This is a genomic window from Syntrophales bacterium, assembly GCA_035363115.1.
GTDB lineage: Bacteria > Desulfobacterota > Syntrophia > Syntrophales > PHBD01 > PHBD01.
On sequence record DAOSEM010000001.1, the window covers coordinates 236,668 to 257,753 of the forward strand.

Genomic DNA, 21,086 nt, shown 5'->3' on the forward strand with positions numbered 1-21,086 from the left:
GCATCATGAAACAGCGCGAAATCACGTCCACGGACCGCCTTCTGGCGGGCGTCTGCGCCTCCTGTCCGGTCTGCCGCCGTGCCCGGAAGACGCAGGCCGGAGCGGCATATTCCTTTGTCCGGACCATCGAGGCCGGGGCCTGCCCCTTTTGTCGGGCCTACGAGCGGGTTCACGGCCGCAAGGCTCATGAGCCGGTGCCCGGCAAGGCCGGGAGGTAAAGGCTGCGTGAAGGGGCGAAGACCCGAGTGGACCCGGTTTATCCCGGAAGCCGGAGCAACATCCGGATCGTCCAGAACCCCTGGGCCAGGCCGCCGATCAGGAGCAGCCAGAGGACGAGCCTGGAGGTGACGGTGTCGAACTCCGGCCGGCCCTTCGCCAGGAAATAGTGATGGATGGCGAAGGCAAAGATCCCGCCGGCGCTGACGACCAGGGAAAGTATGAGCCCGGCGGCGGCCCCCCGGTCCACGAGCACGAGGCCATAGAGGCCCGCCAGCCAGAGGGGGAGGTGGATCCAGAGAAAGCCCGCGAGTCCCCCGGGGAGGCGGAATATCTCCCACTCCTTCCAGTAGGCCGAGTCCATCTCGTGCAGGATCAGGAGCGTCAGGTTCACCAGGTAGAGCCAGAAGAGAATCTGCTGTTCCATGCGGGCTCCTTTCGGGCCTCTTATGCCGGTCAACTCCAGTCCGGAATGTCCATTTCCAGAATGGCCGAACTGAGCGACTTTCCATGGAGGTCAAGGGCCAGTGTCCGCGTCACGCCGCCGGAGAGGGCGTTGTGCATGACGAAGTTGAGGGCGCCGATGTTGGGAAGGGCATAGCGGACCACCTCCCCCTCGACGATCTCGGAGAAGAAGGCCTTGACGCGCTCGGCCGTAACGTACCGCTCGATCAGCGGATAGTCGGCCGGGTCGTACGCGATGACCGAGACATTCGCCGTGTTGCCCTTGTCTCCCGTGCGGGAGTGGGCAATCTCCTTCAGCTTCATTCCGTCACCTCGTAACGGATGGAAGGTTTCACCAGCGATCGCGGGATCAGGGTGGACACCATCGCCACGACCTCCCGGGCCGCCTTCCAGGCGCCCGCTCCCCCCGCCGGTCCGTTCGTGTACAGGGTTTCCACTTCATTGCCGATTCGGAGGGCCTCCGCCATGCTCTTCGTGCGGCCGGCGACCCGCACCCGGACCTCATAGGGATCGTGCCCGGCTGACAGCCTGTCCCGGTGGAGCGAATCGACGCCGATGAGGTCATGGCGGATCTCGTCGAACGGCACGCCCGTGAGCTTCAATCGCTCCGCCACGATCTCCAGGGCCAGCCTCCCCCGGGCGACCGCGCCGGGTCCGCCGTAGCTGATCTGGCCCTCACCGATCCAGCCGTCGAGGCAGCCGATGGAGACCTTCAGCGTATCGGTTCTCGGCTTCCCCCTTCCGCCGGAAACCTCCACCCGGTCGGGCCCGGCCGGGGCCATCCGGACGCCGGTGTAGTCGGCTACCACGTCCGGGGTGACGTAGGACGAGGGATCGTGGATCTCGTAGAGGAGCTGCTCCTTGCACGTGGCCAGGGTGACCATTCCGCCGGAGCCGGGCACCTTGGTGACGACGAAGACACCATCCTCCCGGACCTCGGCGATGGGAAACCCCAGCCGGGCCAGCCCGGGTACGTCCTTGCGGCCCGGATCGGCGAAATATCCGCCGGTGACCTGTCCCGCGCATTCGAGCAGGTGGCCCATGACGGTGGCCTGTCCCATCCGGTCCCAGTCGTTCATGTCCCAGCCGAACTCAAAGATCGCCGGGGCGGTGAAGAGCGCCGGGTCCGCCACGCGGCCGGTGATGACGACGTCGACGCCGTTCCGGAGGGCCTCAACCAGGCACTCCGCCCCCAGGTAGGCGTTGGCGGAGACCATCCGGTCTCTCAGGGCCGCCGACGATTCGCCCGTCTCCTCGATGCGGTAGTCGCCTGCCCGGATCGCCTCCAGGACGTCGTCGCCCGTCACGGCGGCGATCTTCAAGCCCCCGATGCCCAGCCTGCGGGCGACCTCCCCGATTTTCTCCGCCCCGGCGGCCGGATTGGCCGCGCCCATGTTGGTGACGATCCGGACCCCGTTTTTCCGGCACACGGGCAGGCAGGCCTCCATCCGCGCAGCCAGGAGCGGGTCGAAGCCCGCCTTTGGATCCTTCATCCGCGCCTGCTGGGCGATGGCGATGGTCCTCTCGGCGAGGCACTCGAAGACGAGGTACCCGATGCCGCCTTTTTCCGCCAGTTCGACGGCGGGCTCGATCCGGTCTCCCGAATAGCCGGCCCCCGAGCCGATCCGGAGGATCTTCATGAAGTCCGTCCTTTTGCCTTCTTCACGGTACTGGCCGCAATGCTCCTCTGCTTCACCGGGTGCGGAATTCCCGGAGTCTTGTGTGATCAACCATCCGATCCAGCGTTTTCAGTGTGAAGACTTTCCCCTGGGTCGACTCGATCAGCCTTCTCATGTCTTCCCGCCTCTCGCTGAAACCTCTTCCTCCAATACAGGCAACGACTTCATATTTTTGTTTTGGTGAGATTACCAGATCGTAACTGAGCGTTACCAGCCGCAGAATGCGGGTTACCTTGTCCCGTGCCGTTCCATCATCCTCTGTAATTTTTGCCTCGATCACGACCTGGGGATTGAATTCACTGGGAATGATGAAATCGGGCGTCTGATCGAACCCTTCGATTTTCTCGGCCCGTTTCGTTTTTCGATAACTGAGGCCTGCCCGCGTCAGAACATCCTCAATGGCCGATTCGAGACTGTCGCCGATCAGTTCACTCACGGAATCCCGATGACCGGCAAATGGCCTTCCAAGGAACCGTTCGTAAAGAAGCATGGCGTACGGTGATCCCAGGGATGCAAGATGGCGGATGCTGTCCCGGCCGTGTTTTGTGTCGGCCTTATCCAATCTGTGAATCTGATCCGGTTGAACTGCGGGTCCCCCCTCGCAGAGCAGGACGCAGGCGGTTTTCACCAGTGCATCGAGCCTCGCTGCAACAGCACTGGATGGTTTCAGGGACTTTCCCGGATTCATGCGGACCCTGCGGTCGAGGGTCCTGGCATATCCCTGGGACACGGTGATGCCTGTGCGCCGGGTTGTGACGTATCCCCATTCAGAAGGCGTAAATCCCAGCATGGCCCTGAGAACAACGAAAGAAATCGGCAGTTCCGTGATAACCGGAAGGATCTTTTCCGCTTTCAGATCGGTGAATCCGGCCGTTGCTACTTTGAGTGCCTCGTACCCTTTTTCGAAAACGGGGTACTCAATGAAGCCTTCCCCCTTGGGCATGACCATGAACTCCGATTCCAGGCAGGAAAAGACCGCGTCGATGTATCGATCCGGTTCGGCCAGGATTTCGTCGATCGTGGCTTCAAAAGGATATTTCATCCTCTCCTCCGTATTCCGAGATGTGTTCAGCAACCATCGGTGTCAATGCAAAAGGTTGCTCCGCTCTTTCGATGGTCAGGCACCTTTCCACTTCCAGCCAGCCGCCGAAGTCGAACAGCCAGCGGGCCACTTTTTCAATCCGGACCGATGTCTCATCGTCTCTCTTCCAGTCTGTTCGAAGATGCCAGACCGCCAGCCGTGTCAGGTGGCCGTAGGCAATACAGCGAGCGTCTCCACTCGAGGGCCGGACGCCCCCCAATGTTAATTTCCCCATGTCTGTGCGGACAAGTTCAGCAACTTCTTCCGGTGATTGCGAAATCCATTTTTGGGGAATCCGTCCTGTCGATCGGCAGACAAAGACCGTGTCGATGATGGAGGAACCGGTTCCCTTGATGTGGATGGAGGCGCCCATCTCCGCCGGACAAGGCAAGGAGGCGGAGCAGGTCAGGCCGGAGTCTAAAATGGCGACGGCGATGGGATAGTAGGCCTTGAGATCGTTATGGTGGTACGTGAAGGCAAGCGGGGCTCCCGGTTTCAGGGCATCGGCCATCCGCCTGTAGACGCGGGAAATGCCCTCCGTGAATTGAATCAGGCCCCGTCCCATGCTGACGTTGCCGGTCAATTCATCCTGGTGCCTGGTTGATCGGACCCGGAAGGCGGAATGATGTTGCCCCGCCAGACGCCGCAGCCAGACGTAACAGAAATCCATAAGCTCAGCGTACTGAATGTTGCCGAAGTAGGGGGGGTCGGTCAGGACGGCGTCCAGCGATGATTCCGGAAGCACCGAAACCGCCGCGTCCCCGCAAATCAGGTTCACGATTCTGTGTCGTTTTTTGCCGTTCCCGTTCCAGCGGTCGCCGATCCACTCGTTTCGAACGGGGACGGTCTGTTTCTTCCCTCCCTGATGGCGCACCTCGAAAGGTCGATCGCAATAGGCCTTAGCCTTTCGGTACTTGTCGATGATGTTGGCCCATCCGCCGCTGCCGATGCAGGTCCGCTTCACCGGATCGACAATCCCAAGCAGGTTCGATTCGCACTGGATGAGTCCGACCGGGAATCCGTGAACCGAGAAAATGTCCAATGACTTCAAGGCCATCGCATCGTAGCGGCAGAGCATGTTCTGGTACCGCAGAAGATCGGAAAAATTGGTGGCCAGGGCGTTTTTCACCCGCTCATCCGCGATCGCATCGATCAAGCCGGCGCTGATCTCCAGGCCCAGCAGCTGCCGCTCGTTGAACATTTCCCGATAGTGCCGGTACCCCCAGCGGTGGAGACGGTCCGTCTCGACGCCGCCGGGGATTTCATCATCGGGAACGAAGCGGGGATGGATGCCTTCCCAGCGCGTCGAAGCACTGTGGACGCGCTCAAGATCGTCACAGTCGGGTTTCTTGAAGAAGCGCCCGGAATGATGCTTCCGGCAGTCCGGACAGACGTATTCGATGGCGAAAAGCCGGTGCTGCGGCGGGCCGTTCCCTGCATCCGCATATGTGTTGACGGATTGGCAATGAGGGCATTTGCAGCTGTTCCGACCTGCCGGGCCGCCGCGGGCCAGCGGTGCATGGCAGGAGAGGCATTCGCCCGGATGGCGTCTGTCCTCCGCCTCCGTCAGTTCACCGCACCGGGGGCAGACAAAGACATTACTCGGATGCCGGACATTTTCGGCCAGGAGATACCCGGGGAACAGATCGAACCTTGCCCGGCACTGGCCGCAGGCTCTTGTCTTGACCCAGAGAAAATATTTCGCATGGGCGTCGGGCGAACCGCAGAGCGTGCAGCGGGTCCGATAGAGGGGGCCGATCTCCGCCTCCAGGGTATTCCTCAATGTTGCCGCCGCATCGGAATATTTCTTCAGATCAATGTGCTCGATCTCCCGGTTGACGATCCACCAGGCCATAGGATTGATGTCGTATCCGAGGACGTCGCAACCGGTCCGGTTGGCTTCCAGGAGCGGGGTGCCGCCGCCCATGAACGGATCGGCGATGCGGCGTCCGTGGAAGTCGTTGCCTTCATAAAAGCAGTCCTTCAGGGGCTTTGAGGCAAACTCGGAGAGGAGGAGTCCCCGGAAAAGGGTCCCCGGACGTCGGGCGAACCATTTGTGGACGGCGATCACGGGACGGTAATTCTGCTGGATCTGTTTCTCCCGGAGGGCAAGGTCGGCGATGAAAGGGATATCGAAGTCACGTTCGATCAAGGCGTCAACCTTCCTGAAGGATTCGGCATAAATCTTTCCATGCGGTCACGGTGATGAAAACGGGGGGATTGCTGGAGGCCGACCGCCATGATGTTTACTTGGAAAAGGGCAAATCGTCAAACGGATATCCCGGCCTCCGTCTCATTCCTCTCCGGCTCCCGGAGGTCCGTCCATCTCCCCGTGGAAGATCGGCAGGGGCAGGTGCCTCCGGCGGGTCTCGCCGTAGAGGACCGTCTGTTCCCGGACGGTGGGGGTGCCCCGCTTTCCCTTGCCCCGCTCCTCGATGAGGTGGGAGCCTCCCAGGTGGAGGGCGTGCTTGCCGTATTTCGCCCCCACCGCATCGGCCGCCTCGTAGAGCCGCTCGACCCGCTCCGCCCGGAGGGCGTCCTCGAAAAGGGAGTACTGGACCTGGGCGTCCGGCATGAGGTCCAGGAGGATGACGCCCGTGGCCCGGTAGAGGACGTGGCGCTCCCGCAGGCCGCCGAAGGCGTCCCGGAGGACTTCCGACAGCTCCAGGGGATAGGAGGACGGGCGGGTGAGGCGCACCTCCGCGGCGGCGAGGGAGAAGTTCTGCCGCTTGAGGAAGAGGACGAGGCTCCGGGGCGCCAGGTCGTAGCGCCGGGCCTTGATGCAGGCCGACTCGAGGTTCCGGAGGAGTTGGGCGAAGAGGTAGTCCGGGTCCGCTGAGGGCGGGGCGAAGGTCTTCGTCTTGCTGATGGAGAAGTAGGTGCTCTTCTCCTCCGCCGTGACGGAATAGACCGACTCACCCCGGATCTCCCGCCAGATCTCGACGCCCGGCTTGGTGAGGCGCCGCTTCACCGTCTCCTCGGGGAGGCGGGCGAACTCCAGGGCCGTCCGGACCCCCATCTTGTTCAGGTAGTTCGTGGTGGCGGGGCCGATGCCCCAGAGCTTCCCCACCGGCAGGTCCTGGAGATAGGAGGCGATGGCCCGGCCGGGGATGACGGTGAACCCGTCGGGCTTCCGGTGCTTCGAGGCCGCCTTGGCGAGGACCTTCGTGAGGCTGAGCCCCGCGGAGACGGTGATCCCCAGCTCCTTGATGATCTCCCTGCGGATCCGGTCCGCGATGGTTTCGTAGGAGGCCCGGAGGGCCCGGCGCATGCCCGTGAGGTCGGCGAAGGCCTCGTCGATGGAGTACTCTTCCACGTCGGGGGTGTAGCGCCGGATGATGTTGAACATCCGGCGGGAGAAGAGGCTGTAGGTCTCGTAGTCCGAAGGGAGGACGATCAGCCCCGGGCAGATCCGCTTCGCCTCCGGGAGGGAGACGCCCCGCTTGATCCCGATCCGCTTGGCGGCGTAGCTGGCGCAGGCCACGATGCCCCGCTCGCCCCCGGTGATGAGGGGCTTCCCGCGCAGCTCCGGGTGGATGGCCTCCTCGCAGGAGGTGAAGAAGGCGTCCCCGTCGACGTGGAGGATCGCCCGGGGCCACGAGGAGAGGCTGAAAAGGATGTCGTCGGTCCTGCCGCCGGGGGGTGCCACGGGTCGTACCTCGAAATCGGAAACGCCGCCGGTTCTCCGGACGGGGCGGAGAGGGGGATGCGGCGCCTTTCTCCTCCGCTCCCGGAAAAGCCCTTCCCGCCGCGGAGTGGCGGGGGTGGAGCGCCCGGCGGGAAGGGCGGGGGAGTCTTCCTTTGCCTTACTTGTGATATTTGCGGACCACCGCCGTCACCACGCCGCCGAGGCGCAGCTCCGAATGCGGGACGACGGGGGAATCCGTCGGGTCGGCCGTCCGGAGGACGACGCACCCCCTCTCCCGGCAGAAGTACCGGAGGAGCCACGCCCCGTCCGCCTCCGCCAGGACGACGTCGCCGTGCCTCGGAACCCGCCCCCGCTCGATGATGACAAGATCCCCCTTCCGGATCCCCTCGCCGGTCATGGAGTCGTCCCTGGCCTGCACGAGGAAGGACGCGTCGGGGAAGGGCACGAGATACTCGTCGAAGGAGAGGATGTCCCGAAGCTCCTCCTCCGCCGGGGAGGGAAACCCGGCCCGGACCTCTCCCGCCAGGGGCAGCACCCGGCCGGGGCCGGCGGGGGCTGTCGTCTCGGTGGTTCGTCTCTCGTCCATGACCTTCCTCTATAGAACGTTCGTTCTATTGTCAACGGGAAAAAATCTGTGCTATAGAAACCCCACTTTTCCTATCCCGGATCTTCCTGAAACAAGAGGAAAATGACCCTGTTCCGGATCGCCACCTACAACGTCAACTCCATCCGCTCCCGCCTCCACATCCTGCTTCCCTGGATCGAGGCGAACCGCCCCGACGTCCTGTGCCTCCAGGAGACCAAGGTGGACGACGCCCGGTTTCCCGCCGGCGACTTCACGGCCCTGGGCTACCGGGCCGCCTTCCGGGGCGAGAAGCAGTACAACGGCGTGGCGGTCTTGTCCCTCCAGGAACCGCGGAGCGTGTCCTTCGGCCTCGACGACGGGGGGCCCCGGGACGAGGACCGCCTGATCCGGGCCGACTTTGGTAAGCTCACGGTGATCAACGCCTATGTCCCCCAGGGGCGGGAGCGGGAGACGCCGCATTTTGCCTACAAGCTTGAATGGTTCCGGCGTTTCCGGGATGGCCTGGAGCGTAGCCTGTCGCCGGAGACGCCCCTTGCATGGGTCGGCGACCTGAACGTCGCGCCGGAGCCCATCGACGTCCACGACCCGAAGCGCCTCCTGGGGCACGTCTGCTTCTGCCCGGAGGTGTGGGAGGCCTTCCGGGGCGTCACCTCCTGGGGGCTCCTCGATGTTTTCCGGAAGCATCACCCCGGCGAGCCGAAGCAGTTCAGCTTCTTCGATTACCGGATGCCCAAGGCGGCGGAGCGGGGGCTGGGCTGGCGGATCGACCACATCCTGGCCACGGCGCCCCTGGCGGCGAAGTCGATCCGCTGCGACATCGACCTGGGGCCGAGGATGGCCGAGAAGCCGTCGGATCATACGGTGGTCATGGCGGAATTTGAAATCTGAAGCGGGCTGTTGAAAACGGGCCGTCTGCGGCGTTCCCCTTGTCCTTCGCCATTCGACGTACCGAAAAGTACGACTCACGGCTCAGGACTGCGGGCGCCTTGCAACCGGCCGGTCTTGAACGGCCTGCGGGGGAAGAGGAAGCGGTGAGCCGGATCGTCCGTATCCTGATCGGCGTTGTCCTGGCGCTTTCTTTTGCGCTGGTGATCTGGTTCGCCACCAGGCCGTCGGAGGTCCAGAAGGACCCGGCCATGCAGGAAATCATCCGTCCCTTGGGGAGATAATAAGGAGGGAGCTTGAAAGACCAGACCGACCGGCGGGAACAGATGGAAACGCTCCGGAAAAACAAGGAGATCGCCAGGAAGTACGCCCTCATAGGGGAGACCCTCCCGGCCTGCGGGGACGAGGGGAAGCTCTTCGAGACCCTCATCACGGCGGTCCGGGATGCCTTCGAGATTCCCTACGTGTGGCTTTCCCTGACGGACGCCCCGGAGGCGCGGGACCTCCTGGAAAAACTCCGTGGCGTCCCGTCGCTCAAGGATGTGCTGAACGTCGTCCGCCTGGAAACGCTCCAGGAACTCCTGGGGAACGGGACGGCGCCCGTGCTGGCCAATGATGGGCTCAAGCCCTTCTACCGGCTTCTCCCCCGGCGGCGGAAATTTTTCTTCAAGTCTATCGTGATTGCCCCGCTGATCCTGAAGGGCCGGGCCGTCGGCAGCCTCAACTCCGCCGATCCCTCTCCCGCCAGATATCAGCCCGGAATGGACACGGGGCTCCTGGAGCAGTTGATGGCCGTCGTGTCCCGCTGCCTGGAAGAAAAACAGCCTGACGGAACGGAAGCCGCCCCGGAGTCCTGACAGTTCCTCGCTATCCCTGCACCGCCGGCGGGCCGATCCGCTCCTCCAGGAGGCGGGCGATGCCCGTTGCCTCCTCTTCCCGGAGCACCTCCCGGAGGGTCTCCTCCGCCCCGGACCGCGTCGTCTTCCGCAGCAGATCCTTGACGACGGGGACCGCCGCGGCGTTCATGCTCAGCCGGTCGATTCCCATTCCCATGTAAAGGTAGGCCAGCCTGGGATCCGCGGCGGACTCGCCGCAGATCTCCGCGGGGACGCCCCGTTCGCGGCAGACCGCGGCCACCCGGGCGATCGTGGCGATCACCGCCGGGTGCATGGGATTGTATAGGGGGGCCACCTTCTGGTTGTTCCGGTCCACCGCCAGCACGTACTGGATCAGGTCGTTCGTGCCGATGCTGACGAAGGCGGCGTACTTGAGAAGGTTTTCGAGAATCTCCACGGCCGCGGGGACTTCCACCAGGACCCCCGCCGGGATGTCCGCATCGAAGGGGATGCCCTGCCGGGCGAGAATCTCCTTCTCCTGTTCCAGGATGGCGAGGATCTCCCGGACCTCCGTGACGGAGGTGATCATGGGAAACAGGATCTGGAGCGGCCCCGACGTGGAGGCCCGAAGGATCGCCCGGATCTGTTCCCGGAAGATGTCCGTCAGCTCCAGGGAGACCCGGATGGACCGCCAGCCCAGGTAGGGATTGTCCTCCCTCGGATAGTCCATGTAGCCCAGGAATTTGTCGCCTCCCACGTCAAGAGTCCGGATGGTCACCTGCCTTCCCCTGGCTCCCTTGAGGATCCGCCGGTACAGATGCGCCTGCTCGTCCTCGGAGGGGAAGCGGGCCCGCGACAGGAAGGGAAATTCCGTCCGGTACAGGCCGATGTGGTCGGCGCCGTACTTCTCCACCAGGTCCAGGTCCGAAAGGAGTCCGATGTTGGCCCCCATGCGGACGTGGAAGCCGTCCAGGGTTGTCGCGGGGAGGGTCCGGAGGCCGTCGAGCCGCTCGTTTCTCCGGATTTTTTCGTTTTCCATCCGCTGGTACTCGCGGACGACAAGGCGGCTCGGATTCGGGAAGACATACCCGGAGGTCCCGTCGACGATGACGAGGCCGTCCTCCCGGACCTCGTTCTGGACGCCCGGGACGCCGATTACCATGGGGATCTCGAAGGAGCGGGCGAGGATCGTGACGTGGGAGGTCTCGCCGCCCTTCGTCAGGACAATGCCCTTGAGGTTCTCCTGGCGGAAGCGGATCAGCTCGGCCGGCGAGATGTTGGCGGCAACGAGGATGGTATTCTTCTTGAACGAATGGACCTCCTCGTTGAACCCCAGGAGGTTGTCCAGGATCCGCTTGCCCACGACCTCGATGTCGTGTCCCCGCTCCCGGAGATAGGGATCCTCGATCCGGGAAAACACCTTCGTGTAGTCCAGGATCGTCTCCTTCAGGGCGTATTCGGCTGCATAACCCTTCCGGATGGTGTCGATGACCCTCTTCTTGAGCCCTCCGTCCCGGAGGTACATCAGGTAGGCCTGGAAGATGGCCGCGTCGCCGGGCGACAGCTCCTCCTGGAAATCGTAGAAGATGTGGAAGATCTGGTTCTCCGCCTCCTTGAGGGCCGCCTCGAACCGCGTGATCTCCAGCGGGACGTTGTCGATCTCCCGGAAATAGACGTCCGAGAAGCCGAGGGTCTCCCGGTAGAAGAAGGCGTATCCTTCTGCAAATCCGGGTGAGACGGGGATGCCCCGGAGGGGGCCTTTTTTCCGCTCTTTTCTTTCCGACCGGGTCTTTTCCGCCTGCTCCAGCCGCTCCTTGAGGCCCGCCGTCTCCTCTTCCGTCCGCTTGAGATTCCGGAGCAGGACGGCATAGGCCGCGGCCCCGGCGATCTGGGAGGCGATGGTGGAGAAAAGGGGGATGTCCGTCTCCTTGAGGGTGTCCGCCCGCTCCGTCTGCACCACCAGGACTCCCAGCATCTCACCGTGGTAGATCAGCGGCAGTCCCAGGAAAGAGCAGTATCGCTCCTCCCCGCTGTCCCGGAAGTGCTTGTACCGGGGATGGCAGGTGGGGTTCTGCACCAGCAGGGGGGCCGACTCCTCGAGGACAAGGCCTGCCAGCCCCTCGTCGATGTTCATGCAGACCCGCCCCACCGCATCGGGGTTCAGGCCCACCGTGGCCACGAGGGTGAGGCAGTGGCGGTCCCGCTCCAGGAGGTAGATGGAGCAGACGTCCACCCCCATTTTCCGGGCCACCAGGCGCACCACCTCCTGGAGGGTCTGGTCCGCGTTGGCGGACGTGGAGATGATCCTCCCCACGTCCTCGATGATGGAAAAACCGATTCGTTCGCCCTCGGGACCGTCCATGGGTTACCGGATCTTTCCTTCCTTCTGGAGGACACCGCGAAGCTCCTTCTTGAGGACTTTGCCGATGATGTTCTTCGGCAGGGAGTCCCGGAAGTCGATGTACCGCGGCACCTTGTAGGAGGCCATGTTCTGCCGGCACCAGTCCCGCAGCTCCTCTTCGCCGAGGGTCTCGCCGGGGCGGACCACGACGCAGGCCATGACCTCCTCCCCGTAGATCGGGTCGGGGACCCCGACGACGGAGGCCTCGAGAATCTTCGGGTGGGTGAAGAGGATGCCCTCCAGCTCCTTGGGGTAGATGTTTTCACCGCCCCGGATGATCATTTCCTTCTTCCGGTCCACGATGAAGAGATAGCCGTCCTCGTCCCGGTAGGCCATGTCCCCTGTGTGGAGCCAGCCGCCGCGGAGGGTCTGGGCGGTCTCTTCGGGCTTGTTGAAATACCCCTTCATGACGTGACCGCCGCGGATGGTGATCTCCCCGACCTCGCCCTGGGGGACCTCCCGGTCGTCGTCGTCGACCAGCCGGATCTCGCTCTCCTCGAAGGGGATCCCGATGGAGCCGATCTTCCGGACGCCGTTGATGGGGTTGGCCGTGGCCCCGGCGGTTCCCTCCGTGAGGCCGTAGCCCTCGACGATGATCATGTTGAACATTTCCTCGAACCGGCGGATCGCCTCCACGGGCATCGGGGCGGCGCCGCAGACGCCGTAGCGCAGCGAGCTGACATCGACCTTTTCGCTTCCGGGGGTGTTCAGGAGGATCTGGTAGACCGTGGGGACGCCGCTGAAGATGTTGACCCGGTATTGGGCGACGGTGTCCCAGAAGTCGGAGGCGGAGAAATTCTTTCGGAGGACGATCTGGGCGCCCACGGCCATGGGGGCCGTGCCGGTGATGACGAGGCCGTTGACGTGGAACAGGGGCAGGAAGCACATGACCACTTCCCGCTCGCTGATGTCGGCGAGCTTCGAGGCCTGCCAGGAGTTGGTCAGGATGTTGCCGTGGGAAAGGAGAACTCCCTTGGGGTTGCCCGTGGTGCCGGACGTGTAGACGATGGTGGAGATGTCGTCCCAGCCGATGGGGATTTCTTCCAGGCGGCTGTCGCCCGTCAGGAGATCGTCGAAGGACAGGTATCCCTCCGCCTCGAACCCCCGGGCGATCATGTGCTTCAGGGCAGGGGTCTCTTCACGGACCCGATCCGAGTGGACCCGGTAGGGGGCGTCGACGAACAGGGCCGCGGCACCGGAATCGTTGAGCAGGTATTGGATCTCGCCGGTCTGCCACCAGCAGTTGACGGGGCCGGCAATGGCGCCGAGCTTGATGATCCCGAAATAGACGTAGTAGAATTCAGGGCCGTTGTCCATGAGGAGGCACACCCGGTCTCCCTTCCGGATCCCCAATTTCCGGAGGCCGTTCGCAATGAGGCTGCTCCGCTCGTCCAACTGGCGGTAGGTCACATCCTCGTCGAGGAACCGGATCACAGCCTTGTCGCCGAATCGAGCAGCCTGTGTCTCGATCATGTCACGCAGGTTCTTGAACGTGAAATCCATCTCTTCTCCCTTTCAGCGGTTTATTTTCTCTCTACGCGGAGGATAAATCCGCCCCGGTGGACGGCGTTTTCCCAGTAGTCGATGATGAAAGCGCTTAGAAAGACGTCCTCGGGCCGGACCCCTGAAGCGAGGCTCGGGGTGGTGAAGGACACACTGTTCCCCGGCGAGAGAACGCGATAGTAGGTTGCGAAGCCGTCCTGCTCGTTGGTGCTGTAGAAAAGAATGACACCCGGGATGGGATCGGCGTCCCGGTCCGTGTCGGGCGAGAAGAAGGCGGCCCCGGAGAGGGCCACGGTGTAGGGAGCGCCGGGCGCGAGGAGGACCTTGAGAGCCCTGCTCTCGATGGACTCTTTGCTCTTCATGTGGACGCAGTTCTTTTCGGCGTCGATGATGTAGTCCGTAGCCGGGGCGCCGGTGCACAACAGGAGAGAGATCGCAATCGCCAGCAGGAGTCGTTTTGCCAAGGGGTTCCTCCTTTCAGGATACCGAAGAAATAATAATGATTTACGTGGCATATCGGAGCAAGAATGTAGCAGATTGACAGGTTCTGCACAAGATTGATTTTTGAATCAATAACGGATGGCGGGAGGATGAAGAAAGGGGACTGCAGAGGCCGCTCTTCCCGGAACAGGGGAATGCGCGGGGAAGGATTCCCGCCGGGATCCGACGGGAATCCGGGGAGAATCGTGCTTACCCGACCATGAGCCGGATGGCGTCGACGACGGGATTCGTGAAGAGAGCCACCAGCACGGTGTAGAGGGCAAACGAACCGACCGCTTCCGTCAGGTAGATTCTGGGGAAACGCTGCTTGAGGGAAACGATGAACATTCCGCCCAGCACTAGGCACCCGAACTGGAAATACGGGAAGTTGTCCTTCCCGGCGGCGGCGTATTCGGCGAATCCGAACGAGGCGGTCAGACAGATCATGACCCCGACCAGGATGGCGACGTGCATGCTCTTTCTCATTTCATAAACCTCCTTGGATGCTCTTCCTGTCTTTTTATATACATAAGGCATGGAAGGTTCGTGCCAGGTTTGCACATGAGCCGGGTGGTATCTCCCATCCTGTTGTTATTGTTTATATAGGTGTTCATTCGATCCGTCCCTTGGGCTGTGCCCGATCATGGATCGAGGGTGTTCCCGTTTAACGAAACGTTCAATTTGACGCAACCTGTTTACAAGACCCCCCGGTTGTGGTAATCAGCAAACGCCCCGCAGGCCATGATGGCCGGGAAGGAGTTGTAAGCCATGATTTTCATTCCGAAAGAGGAGAAGTTTTTCGATCACTTCGAGGATCTTGCCGACAAGATCGAAGAAGGCGGACGCCTCTTCATGGAGATCGTGGAAAACTACGATCACTCCGAGGGGAAGATCGCCCGCATGAAGGAGATCGAGCACGAGGCGGACAAGATCACCCACCTGATCTACGAAAAGATGCACAAGACCTTCCTGACCCCGCTGGACCGGGAAGATATCTACGCCCTGGCCAACAAGATGGACAGCATCCTCGACCTGATCGAGGCCGCCGCGGCGAGGATGTACCTCTACAAGGTCAAGACCACCTCGCGGGAGATTCGGGAGCTCGGCATCATCGTCAACAACTCCATCGCCCTGGTCAAAATGATCGTCCACGCCCTTCGCAACAAGAAGAACGCCGAGATGATCATGAAGGCCTGCGTGGAAATCAACACCCTGGAGAACGAGGGAGACTACATCCTTCGGCAGGCCATGGCCCGCCTGTTCGAGCAGGAGGGGGATGTGTTCGAGCTGATCAAGTGGAAAGAGATTCTCGAGCGTGTCGAAGAGTCCATCGATACCTGCGAGGACGTTTCCAACATTGTGGAAGGCATCGTCCTGAAACATGGTTAGCGCTTCATTGGCGATGGTGGTCTTCATCATCCTCATCGCCCTCGTCTTCGACTTCATCAACGGCTTTCACGACGCCGCGAATTCCATCTCCTGCGTTGTTTCCACAAGGGTCCTTTCCCCCCGTTACGCCGTGTACTGGGCCGCCCTGTTCAATTTCCTGGCGGCCTTCATGGTCGGAGCCCCCGTCGCGAAGACCATCGGGACCGGCATCGTCAACCCCGTCATCATCGACAATACCCTGATTCTCTCGGCCCTGGGAGGGGCGATCGTCTGGAACCTCATCACCTGGTGGTTCGGTCTCCCCAGCAGTTCTTCCCATGCCCTGATCGGGGGGCTCATCGGCGCCGGCGTGGTGAAGGGAGGGGTGGCGTTCCTCGTCTGGGAGGGAATCATCAAGACGGCCAGCTTCATCGTTCTGTCGCCCACGATCGGACTGGTGCTGGGGTTCGTCTACATGGCCCTGGTCCTCAATCTGACCAGAAAATTTTCCGCCTCGCAGACGGACACGGTCTTCCGGAAGCTTCAGCTTGTCTCGGCGGCGGTCCACAGCCTCGGGCACGGAATGAACGACGCCCAGAAGACCATGGGCATCATCGCCATCGTTCTCTTCAGCGGCGGTTACCTGGGGACGACCTTCTACATTCCCTTCTGGATCGTCCTGCTGTGCAACTTTACGATCGCCCTGGGAACCATGGCGGGGGGGTGGAGAATCGTGAAGACCATGGGCACGCGGATCACCAAGCTGCGGCCCATCGGCGGATTCTCGGCGGAGACGGCCGCCGCGTCCTCCCTGATCGGCGCCACCATCTTCGGCATCCCCGTCAGCACCACCCATACGATCACGGGGGCCATCATGGGCGTCGGCGCCACGAGGCGTCTCTCGGCGGTGCGGTGGGGCGTCGCCGGAAACATCCTCTGGGCCTGGATCCTGACGATTCCGGTCTCCGCCCTGATCTCGGCGGCCTGTTTCCTGCTTCTGGACCAGATCTTCTGAGAAGCCCGGGTTTTCGCCCTGCTGCTTTCCCGAGCCCCGTGAGGCGGCGCGGGGTCAGTCCGCTTCTTCGTCGCGCTCCCGTTTCCCGTGGAAGTAGCAGGCCGCCATGCCCGCCACGGTCCCGACAATGATCCCGGCGATGATGGCCTTGCGGATCCTTCGGCGGCGCCGGATCCGCCTCCGTTCGGCGCGTTCCCGAACGGCCTTTTCCAGGAACTCTTTCCAGTCGGGGATCTCCTCCCGTGGCGGCAGGCTGTAACAGCGCCTCCAGGTCTCCAGGTAGTCCCTTTCTTCCTTCTCCCAGCGGGCGTCGTCCCACCCCAGTTCCTCCCGGCAGATCCGGCCGGTCCGCTCCAGGATTTCCGCCCCGCCACAGGGCAGGAGAAGCCCGATGCGGACGCGGCGGAGCAGGAGGTCGTCCAGGTGCACCACGCCTTCCATCCGGCAGGCCCACCGCAACTCGGCCCACAGGGTGTTCGTCCCGGGAATGATTTCCCGTTCCCCCTCCTTCGCGGCCGCGATCAGGAGGGGCGCCACGGCCCCGTACCGGCCGACGATCCGCCGCTGCACCTCCGCTTCGAGTCCCGAGTCCTCCAGGATGTCCATGGAGACGGGATTCAGGGCCGGCGAATCCTCGATCGTGCCCAGGCGGCGCGCCGCGTCCTCCGGCAGCCGGGAGCGGATTGCCCGGAGGACGTCATGGGCGATCACCCGGAACGTGGTGAGCTTTCCCCCGGTCACCGTCAGGAGCCCCTCCTCCTCCCAGACGACGTGATCCCGGGATTCCTGCGACGGATCCGCCTTTCCCGTGCCGATGACAGGGCGGACGCCGGCGAAGGAGGAGATGACGTCCTCCAGCTTCAGGTCCAGCCCGGGAAACTGGGCCTCCACGGCGGCCATCAGGTACGACGTTTCATCCGGCGAGATGGCGGGCTCTTCCTGAAGGTTTTCGAGGTGGTCCACGTCGGTCGTTCCCACGAGGGTGATCCCTTCCCATGGGAAAATGAAGACCGGCCGGCCGTCGGCCGGATGGATGAAGCAGAGGGCCTGGGCCACGGGGATCCTCCAGGAGGGAAAGATCAGGTGGCTGCCCCGGAGCGGACGCATCCGGGGCGGGGCGTGGACCCTGGACCGGAGGAAGTCCGCCCAGGCTCCCGTGGCGTTCACGACGACCCGGGCCCGCACCTCTGCCCGGCGGTTTCCCGCCAGGTCCTGGAGAACCGCACCGGCGACGGTCCGCCGGCCCGATGACGGGTCCTCCTCGAAGAGGAGATCTTCGGCCGATGTATAATTGAGGACCTTGCCCCCGGCCTCCTCGGCCTCGAGGAGAACCCGCAGGACCAGGCGGGCGTCGTCCGTCTGGGCGTCCCCGTAACAGAAGCCTCCACGGAGTCCTTCCCGGCTGATATGCGGAGCCAGCATCTGGAATTCCTCGGGCGGGTGATAGGTGTGGTCCCAGCGCAGGGCCAGGAGGTCGTAGACGGACAGTCCGATGCCGTACAGGAGCCGCCCGGGGGAATTGCCTTTGTAGACGGACAGGAGGAACCCGAGGGGATCGACAAGCCCCGGCCCTTCCGCCATGAGCTCCTGCCGCTCCTGGACGGCGGTGCGTGTCAGGAGCAGGTCGCCTTCCTTCAGGTATCGGAGTCCGCCATGGACAAGCTTGGACGAGCGGCTCGACGTCCCCCAGGCAAAATCTTTCTGCTCCACCAGGAGGGCCTGCAGGCCCAGCCGGACGGCCTCGCGGAGGAGCCCGGCACCGGTGATGCCGCCGCCGACGATCAGGATGTCCCAGGGACGGCCCAGCTTCGACCAGATCCTGTCTCTTCCGGCAAATCCATCCATATCCGTTCCTCCCTGTCTTCCGGTCCGGTGTTGTTCCACTCCGTCCCGATGCGGCCGCGGTCCTTCGGATCGGTCCGGAACGCGTCCTATCCGATCAGCTTCCCCGGATTCATGATCCCCGAGGGATCGAACCGTCGGCAGAGGTCGCCCAGGACGGCCATCCCCAGGGCGCCCTTCTCCGCCGGCAGGTACGGGGCATGGTCCACTCCTACCCCGTGCTGGTGGCTGATGGTCCCCCCCTGGGCGACAATGGCCCTGCTGGCCCCGTCCTTGAGGAGCCGCCAGCGGTGCAGGGTTTCCTCCGGGTCCTCCGCCAGCCGGAACAGGTAGCTCGTGTAGAGGCTGGAGCCCCAGGGATACAGGTGGGACAGGTGGGTGAAAAAGAGGACCTTTTCCCCTCGATCGGCGATGGCCTCTCCCAGAACCCGCTCGATCTCCCGGATCATCCTGGGGACGGATGACCACGGGACGGCCGTTTCCAGCGTGTCCACGGCGTATCCCGCTTCCCAGAGGGCATTGCGCAGGTAGGGCGTCCGGAACCGGTTCCGGTGCCACTCCCTGCCGAAGGTCTTTCCCGCCGGGATGCCTCCGCATTCGGCGGCGACCGTCATGGCCTCCCGGCGGGCTGTCCTCGCGATCCGCTCGCTTCCGGAGGCTGCGAGAAGGAGCATGCACTTGTGTCGTGACGCCCCCCGGGCGGAGAGGTAGCGCTCCAGCGCGCCGATCAGGAATTCGTGGCCCGCCAGGGCGAGGGTGGTCTCCGTCTCCCGGGCGGTGCTGAGGCGAAGCATGGAAAGGGGGATCCCCGACCACAGAATCCGCCGTGCCGCCTCGGCGCCCCGCTCGAAGTCGGGGAAGAACAGGGCTTGGAATTCCTCCGTCTGCGGAATGGCGGTCACCCGGACCACCGCCTCGGTGAGGATCCCGAAGCGGCCTTCCGATCCCAGGACTGCCTCGCGGAGATCCGGTCCGGCGGCGGATGCCGGGAACGGGGGCAGCTCCAGGGTGCCGGAAGGCGTTTCCAGCCGGCCGCCCGCGAAGAGCCGCTCGATTCTTCCGAAGCCGAGGGACTGCTGGCCGCTGGAGCGGGTGGCGATCCAGCCGCCGAGGGTGGAGTATTCAAAGGACTGCGGATAATGGCCGAGGGTGTATCCCCTCGACCGGAGCTGTGCCTCCAGGTCCGGCCCCGCCACCCCCGCCTCGAAGACGGCCTGGTGGCTCCGCTCGTCGAACAGGAGCAGGCGGTTCATCCGTGACAGGTCCATCGTCAGGATGGGCTCCGCGCCGGGCAGCGGATTGATGTGGCCCGTGACGCTGGTGCCTCCGCCGTACGGGATCACCCGCACCCAGTTGCGCTTGGCATAGTCGAGGAGGTTCCGGACATCCTCCCCGGTGAACGGCCGGGCGATGCCGTCGGGATACGTGTCGATCCGGCCGCTGCGAAGGGCGATCCAGTCAGGGAGGCTCTGGCCGCGGGCATGGCGCAGCCGATCCTCCGGGTCCGTCGAGACGAGCGGGTGCGCCGGCAACCGCGAGGGAGGAACCCGAAGGAGGACCTCTTCCAGGGATGCATCCCGCGGAGCGGTTCCCGGGCCGATTTCCCTGCGCAGGAACTTCAGCGCCGATTCGGGCAGGGCATGGACCTCCGTATCGTCTCCCCAGCCGTTCCATCGTCTCATCGCGATCCCTCCTGTCGTTGCGGTGGCGCCTGTTCAGGTGCCCGCTACAGGGCTTTTTTTATGAACACCGGTACGTTGCAGAGTTCCTGGAAGGTCCTGGCATCCGCGGCGGCGCCGACAATGTCGCCCCAGTGGATGGGAATGGCCGCCTCCGGCCTGATGACGTTGACGGCCCCGGCCGCCTCGACGGCGGTCATCGTGTAGGTTCCCCCGACCGGAACGATCACGACATCCGCCCGGACTGCTTCCATCTCCGGGGTGCGGTCGGTGTCGCCGGCGTAATAGATCCGCTTGCCTTCCAGGGTGATCACGAATCCGATCCAGCCGCTCTTCCGGGGATGGAAGGCCTTGTTTGTGTTGTACGCCGGGATCGCCTCCACGGGAATGCCATGGACGGCGAGGCTTTCTCCCGGCTTCAGGGTCCGGACGTCGCCGGGCAGCCGGGGTGCGGCGTCGGCGGCGGTGACGACGACCGTGTCATCTTTCCTGATCCGCTCCACGTCCGCCGGCGACAGGTGGTCGTAGTGGCTGTGGCTGATCAGGACCAGATCCGCCTTGTCTTTCGTACGGACCTTCCAGGGATCGATGTATACGGTCTTGTCGCTCCGGATCAGGACGCTTGAATGGCCCAGCCAGAAGATCTTGTCGGTGATCACGGCTCCCCCCTGCCCATGTCCTTAAAAGCGTTTTTATTCCGGATTATTACGATAAGCCCTTTTAGCGTCAAACATCGGCGGCGTCAAGAGGTCTCGCGGACCCGGTGAATCTGTGGTAATGGATCCGCATTCTGCCCGAAAGGAGACCGGAGGGACATGAAAGGGACAAAGGCCCCGCTGGTGAGCGTCGTCATGGGAAGCGATTCCGACCTTCCCTTGATGGAGGAGGCGATAACGGTTCTTCAGGACTTTCAGGTTCCCCACGAGGTATTCCTGACGTCGGCCCACCGGGCGCCGCAGCGGACTTCCGAATTTGCAGCCGGGGCGGCCGGGCGGGGAATCCGCGTCATCATTGCCGGAGCCGGCGCGGCGGCCCACCTGGCGGGGGTGATGGCCTCCCAGACCCCCCTGCCCGTCATCGGGGTTCCCATCGATGCCACCTCCCTGAAAGGTCTCGACGCCCTTCTCGCCACCGTCCAGATGCCCGGGGGGATCCCTGTGGCCACCATGGCCGTCGGCAAGGCGGGGGCGAAGAACGCCGCCCTCCTGGCCGTCCGGATCCTGGCCCTCACGGACGCGCGCCTGCGGAAGCGCCTCGACGCCTTTGTGGAGAAGATGGCGAAGGACGTGGAAACCCGGCACGAAGGCCTGCTGAAGAAGATCAATCCTTAGAAGAGAGGACGGAGCCCGCGTTCGCCCCGGGAAGGGCGACGCAGCAGCGGCCCGGTCCCGGAAGGAGCAG

General features: G+C 63.6%; 21 protein-coding genes. 7 read left to right on the plus strand and 14 right to left on the minus strand.

Translation table 11 applies throughout. From position 1 onward, the window contains the following. Window positions 1-5: 5 nt before the first annotated feature. Entirely contained in the window at window positions 6-218 is a 213-nt protein-coding gene (locus tag PLO63_01015) for a hypothetical protein (GenBank protein ID HOI72699.1), read from the plus strand. A 38-nt stretch (window positions 219-256) separates the two neighbouring features. Here PLO63_01015 and PLO63_01020 read toward each other — a convergent pair whose 3' ends face one another. The 7 genes from PLO63_01020 to PLO63_01050 form a co-directional block, all read right to left on the minus strand. Further along, window positions 257-643 carry a hypothetical protein gene (locus tag PLO63_01020; protein HOI72700.1) on the minus strand — a complete coding sequence of 129 codons (387 nt, stop codon included), beginning with the start codon at window positions 641-643 and terminating at the stop codon, window positions 257-259. A 29-nt stretch (window positions 644-672) separates the two neighbouring features. After that, entirely contained in the window at window positions 673-984 is a 312-nt protein-coding gene (locus PLO63_01025; GenBank protein ID HOI72701.1) for a hypothetical protein, read from the minus strand. Next, complete coding sequence (locus PLO63_01030; protein ID HOI72702.1) at window positions 981-2,321, minus strand: DUF1446 domain-containing protein; 1,341 nt, start codon at window positions 2,319-2,321, stop codon at window positions 981-983. Before PLO63_01030 ends, PLO63_01025 begins: the two co-directional genes overlap by 4 nt. Window positions 2,322-2,373: 52 nt before the next feature. Then, window positions 2,374-3,402: a hypothetical protein gene (locus PLO63_01035; protein HOI72703.1), complete on the minus strand. Its 1,029-nt coding sequence runs from the start codon at window positions 3,400-3,402 to the stop codon at window positions 2,374-2,376. Next, window positions 3,386-5,593, minus strand: a complete 2,208-nt coding sequence (locus tag PLO63_01040) for a hypothetical protein (protein ID HOI72704.1) — start codon at window positions 5,591-5,593, stop codon at window positions 3,386-3,388. The genes PLO63_01035 and PLO63_01040 overlap by 17 nt, the downstream gene beginning before the upstream one ends. Window positions 5,594-5,734: 141 nt before the next feature. Then, on the minus strand, window positions 5,735-7,090 hold the full coding sequence (locus tag PLO63_01045) for a DNA polymerase IV (GenBank protein ID HOI72705.1): 1,356 nt from the start codon (window positions 7,088-7,090) through the stop codon (window positions 5,735-5,737). A gap of 157 nt (window positions 7,091-7,247) precedes the next feature. Continuing rightward, a complete protein-coding gene (locus tag PLO63_01050) occupies window positions 7,248-7,676 on the minus strand; it encodes a S24 family peptidase (protein HOI72706.1) in 429 nt (142 codons plus the stop codon). Between the two features lie 102 nt (window positions 7,677-7,778). On the opposite strand from PLO63_01050, the gene xth reads away from it, so the two are divergent. The 3 genes from xth (at window position 7,779) to PLO63_01065 (ending at window position 9,418) form a co-directional block, all read left to right on the plus strand. Beyond that, complete coding sequence (gene xth / locus PLO63_01055) at window positions 7,779-8,564, plus strand: exodeoxyribonuclease III (protein HOI72707.1); 786 nt, start codon at window positions 7,779-7,781, stop codon at window positions 8,562-8,564. A gap of 143 nt (window positions 8,565-8,707) precedes the next feature. Further along, window positions 8,708-8,845, plus strand: a complete 138-nt coding sequence (locus PLO63_01060; protein ID HOI72708.1) for a hypothetical protein — start codon at window positions 8,708-8,710, stop codon at window positions 8,843-8,845. Window positions 8,846-8,857: 12 nt separating this feature from the next. Then, window positions 8,858-9,418 (plus strand): GAF domain-containing protein, encoded by a 561-nt coding sequence (locus tag PLO63_01065; GenBank protein ID HOI72709.1) that lies wholly within the window; start codon window positions 8,858-8,860, stop codon window positions 9,416-9,418. A gap of 10 nt (window positions 9,419-9,428) precedes the next feature. Here the strand turns inward: PLO63_01065 and ptsP are convergent, their stop codons facing one another. The 4 genes from ptsP to PLO63_01085 all read right to left on the minus strand — a co-directional run bounded on the left by ptsP (window position 9,429) and on the right by PLO63_01085 (window position 14,267). After that, on the minus strand, window positions 9,429-11,759 hold the full coding sequence (ptsP, locus tag PLO63_01070) for a phosphoenolpyruvate--protein phosphotransferase (protein ID HOI72710.1): 2,331 nt from the start codon (window positions 11,757-11,759) through the stop codon (window positions 9,429-9,431). 3 nt (window positions 11,760-11,762) lie between these two features. Beyond that, complete coding sequence (locus PLO63_01075) at window positions 11,763-13,301, minus strand: long-chain fatty acid--CoA ligase (GenBank protein ID HOI72711.1); 1,539 nt, start codon at window positions 13,299-13,301, stop codon at window positions 11,763-11,765. A 20-nt stretch (window positions 13,302-13,321) separates the two neighbouring features. Next, the gene (locus PLO63_01080; GenBank protein HOI72712.1) at window positions 13,322-13,765 is read right to left on the minus strand and encodes a hypothetical protein; all 444 of its coding nucleotides are present in this window, start codon (window positions 13,763-13,765) and stop codon (window positions 13,322-13,324) included. A gap of 226 nt (window positions 13,766-13,991) precedes the next feature. Next, window positions 13,992-14,267 (minus strand): hypothetical protein, encoded by a 276-nt coding sequence (locus tag PLO63_01085; GenBank protein HOI72713.1) that lies wholly within the window; start codon window positions 14,265-14,267, stop codon window positions 13,992-13,994. Window positions 14,268-14,549: 282 nt separating this feature from the next. Between PLO63_01085 and PLO63_01090 the strand changes: the two genes are divergently transcribed. Both PLO63_01090 and PLO63_01095 read left to right on the plus strand, forming a co-directional pair. Then, window positions 14,550-15,170, plus strand: coding sequence for a DUF47 family protein (locus PLO63_01090; protein ID HOI72714.1), 621 nt, complete (start codon window positions 14,550-14,552; stop codon window positions 15,168-15,170). Continuing rightward, window positions 15,163-16,164 carry an inorganic phosphate transporter gene (locus tag PLO63_01095; GenBank protein ID HOI72715.1) on the plus strand — a complete coding sequence of 334 codons (1,002 nt, stop codon included), beginning with the start codon at window positions 15,163-15,165 and terminating at the stop codon, window positions 16,162-16,164. The genes PLO63_01090 and PLO63_01095 overlap by 8 nt, the downstream gene beginning before the upstream one ends. A gap of 54 nt (window positions 16,165-16,218) precedes the next feature. On the opposite strand, the gene PLO63_01100 is transcribed toward PLO63_01095, so the two are convergent. The 3 genes from PLO63_01100 to PLO63_01110 all read right to left on the minus strand — a co-directional run bounded on the left by PLO63_01100 (window position 16,219) and on the right by PLO63_01110 (window position 20,344). Beyond that, complete coding sequence (locus PLO63_01100; protein ID HOI72716.1) at window positions 16,219-18,009, minus strand: glycerol-3-phosphate dehydrogenase/oxidase; 1,791 nt, start codon at window positions 18,007-18,009, stop codon at window positions 16,219-16,221. 86 nt (window positions 18,010-18,095) lie between these two features. Beyond that, a complete protein-coding gene (locus PLO63_01105) occupies window positions 18,096-19,688 on the minus strand; it encodes an FAD-binding oxidoreductase (protein HOI72717.1) in 1,593 nt (530 codons plus the stop codon). Window positions 19,689-19,732: 44 nt separating this feature from the next. Then, window positions 19,733-20,344, minus strand: coding sequence for an MBL fold metallo-hydrolase (locus PLO63_01110; GenBank protein ID HOI72718.1), 612 nt, complete (start codon window positions 20,342-20,344; stop codon window positions 19,733-19,735). 156 nt (window positions 20,345-20,500) lie between these two features. Between PLO63_01110 and purE the strand changes: the two genes are divergently transcribed. Continuing rightward, window positions 20,501-21,016 (plus strand): 5-(carboxyamino)imidazole ribonucleotide mutase, encoded by a 516-nt coding sequence (gene purE, locus PLO63_01115; GenBank protein ID HOI72719.1) that lies wholly within the window; start codon window positions 20,501-20,503, stop codon window positions 21,014-21,016. The last annotated feature ends 70 nt before the right edge of the window (window positions 21,017-21,086 follow it).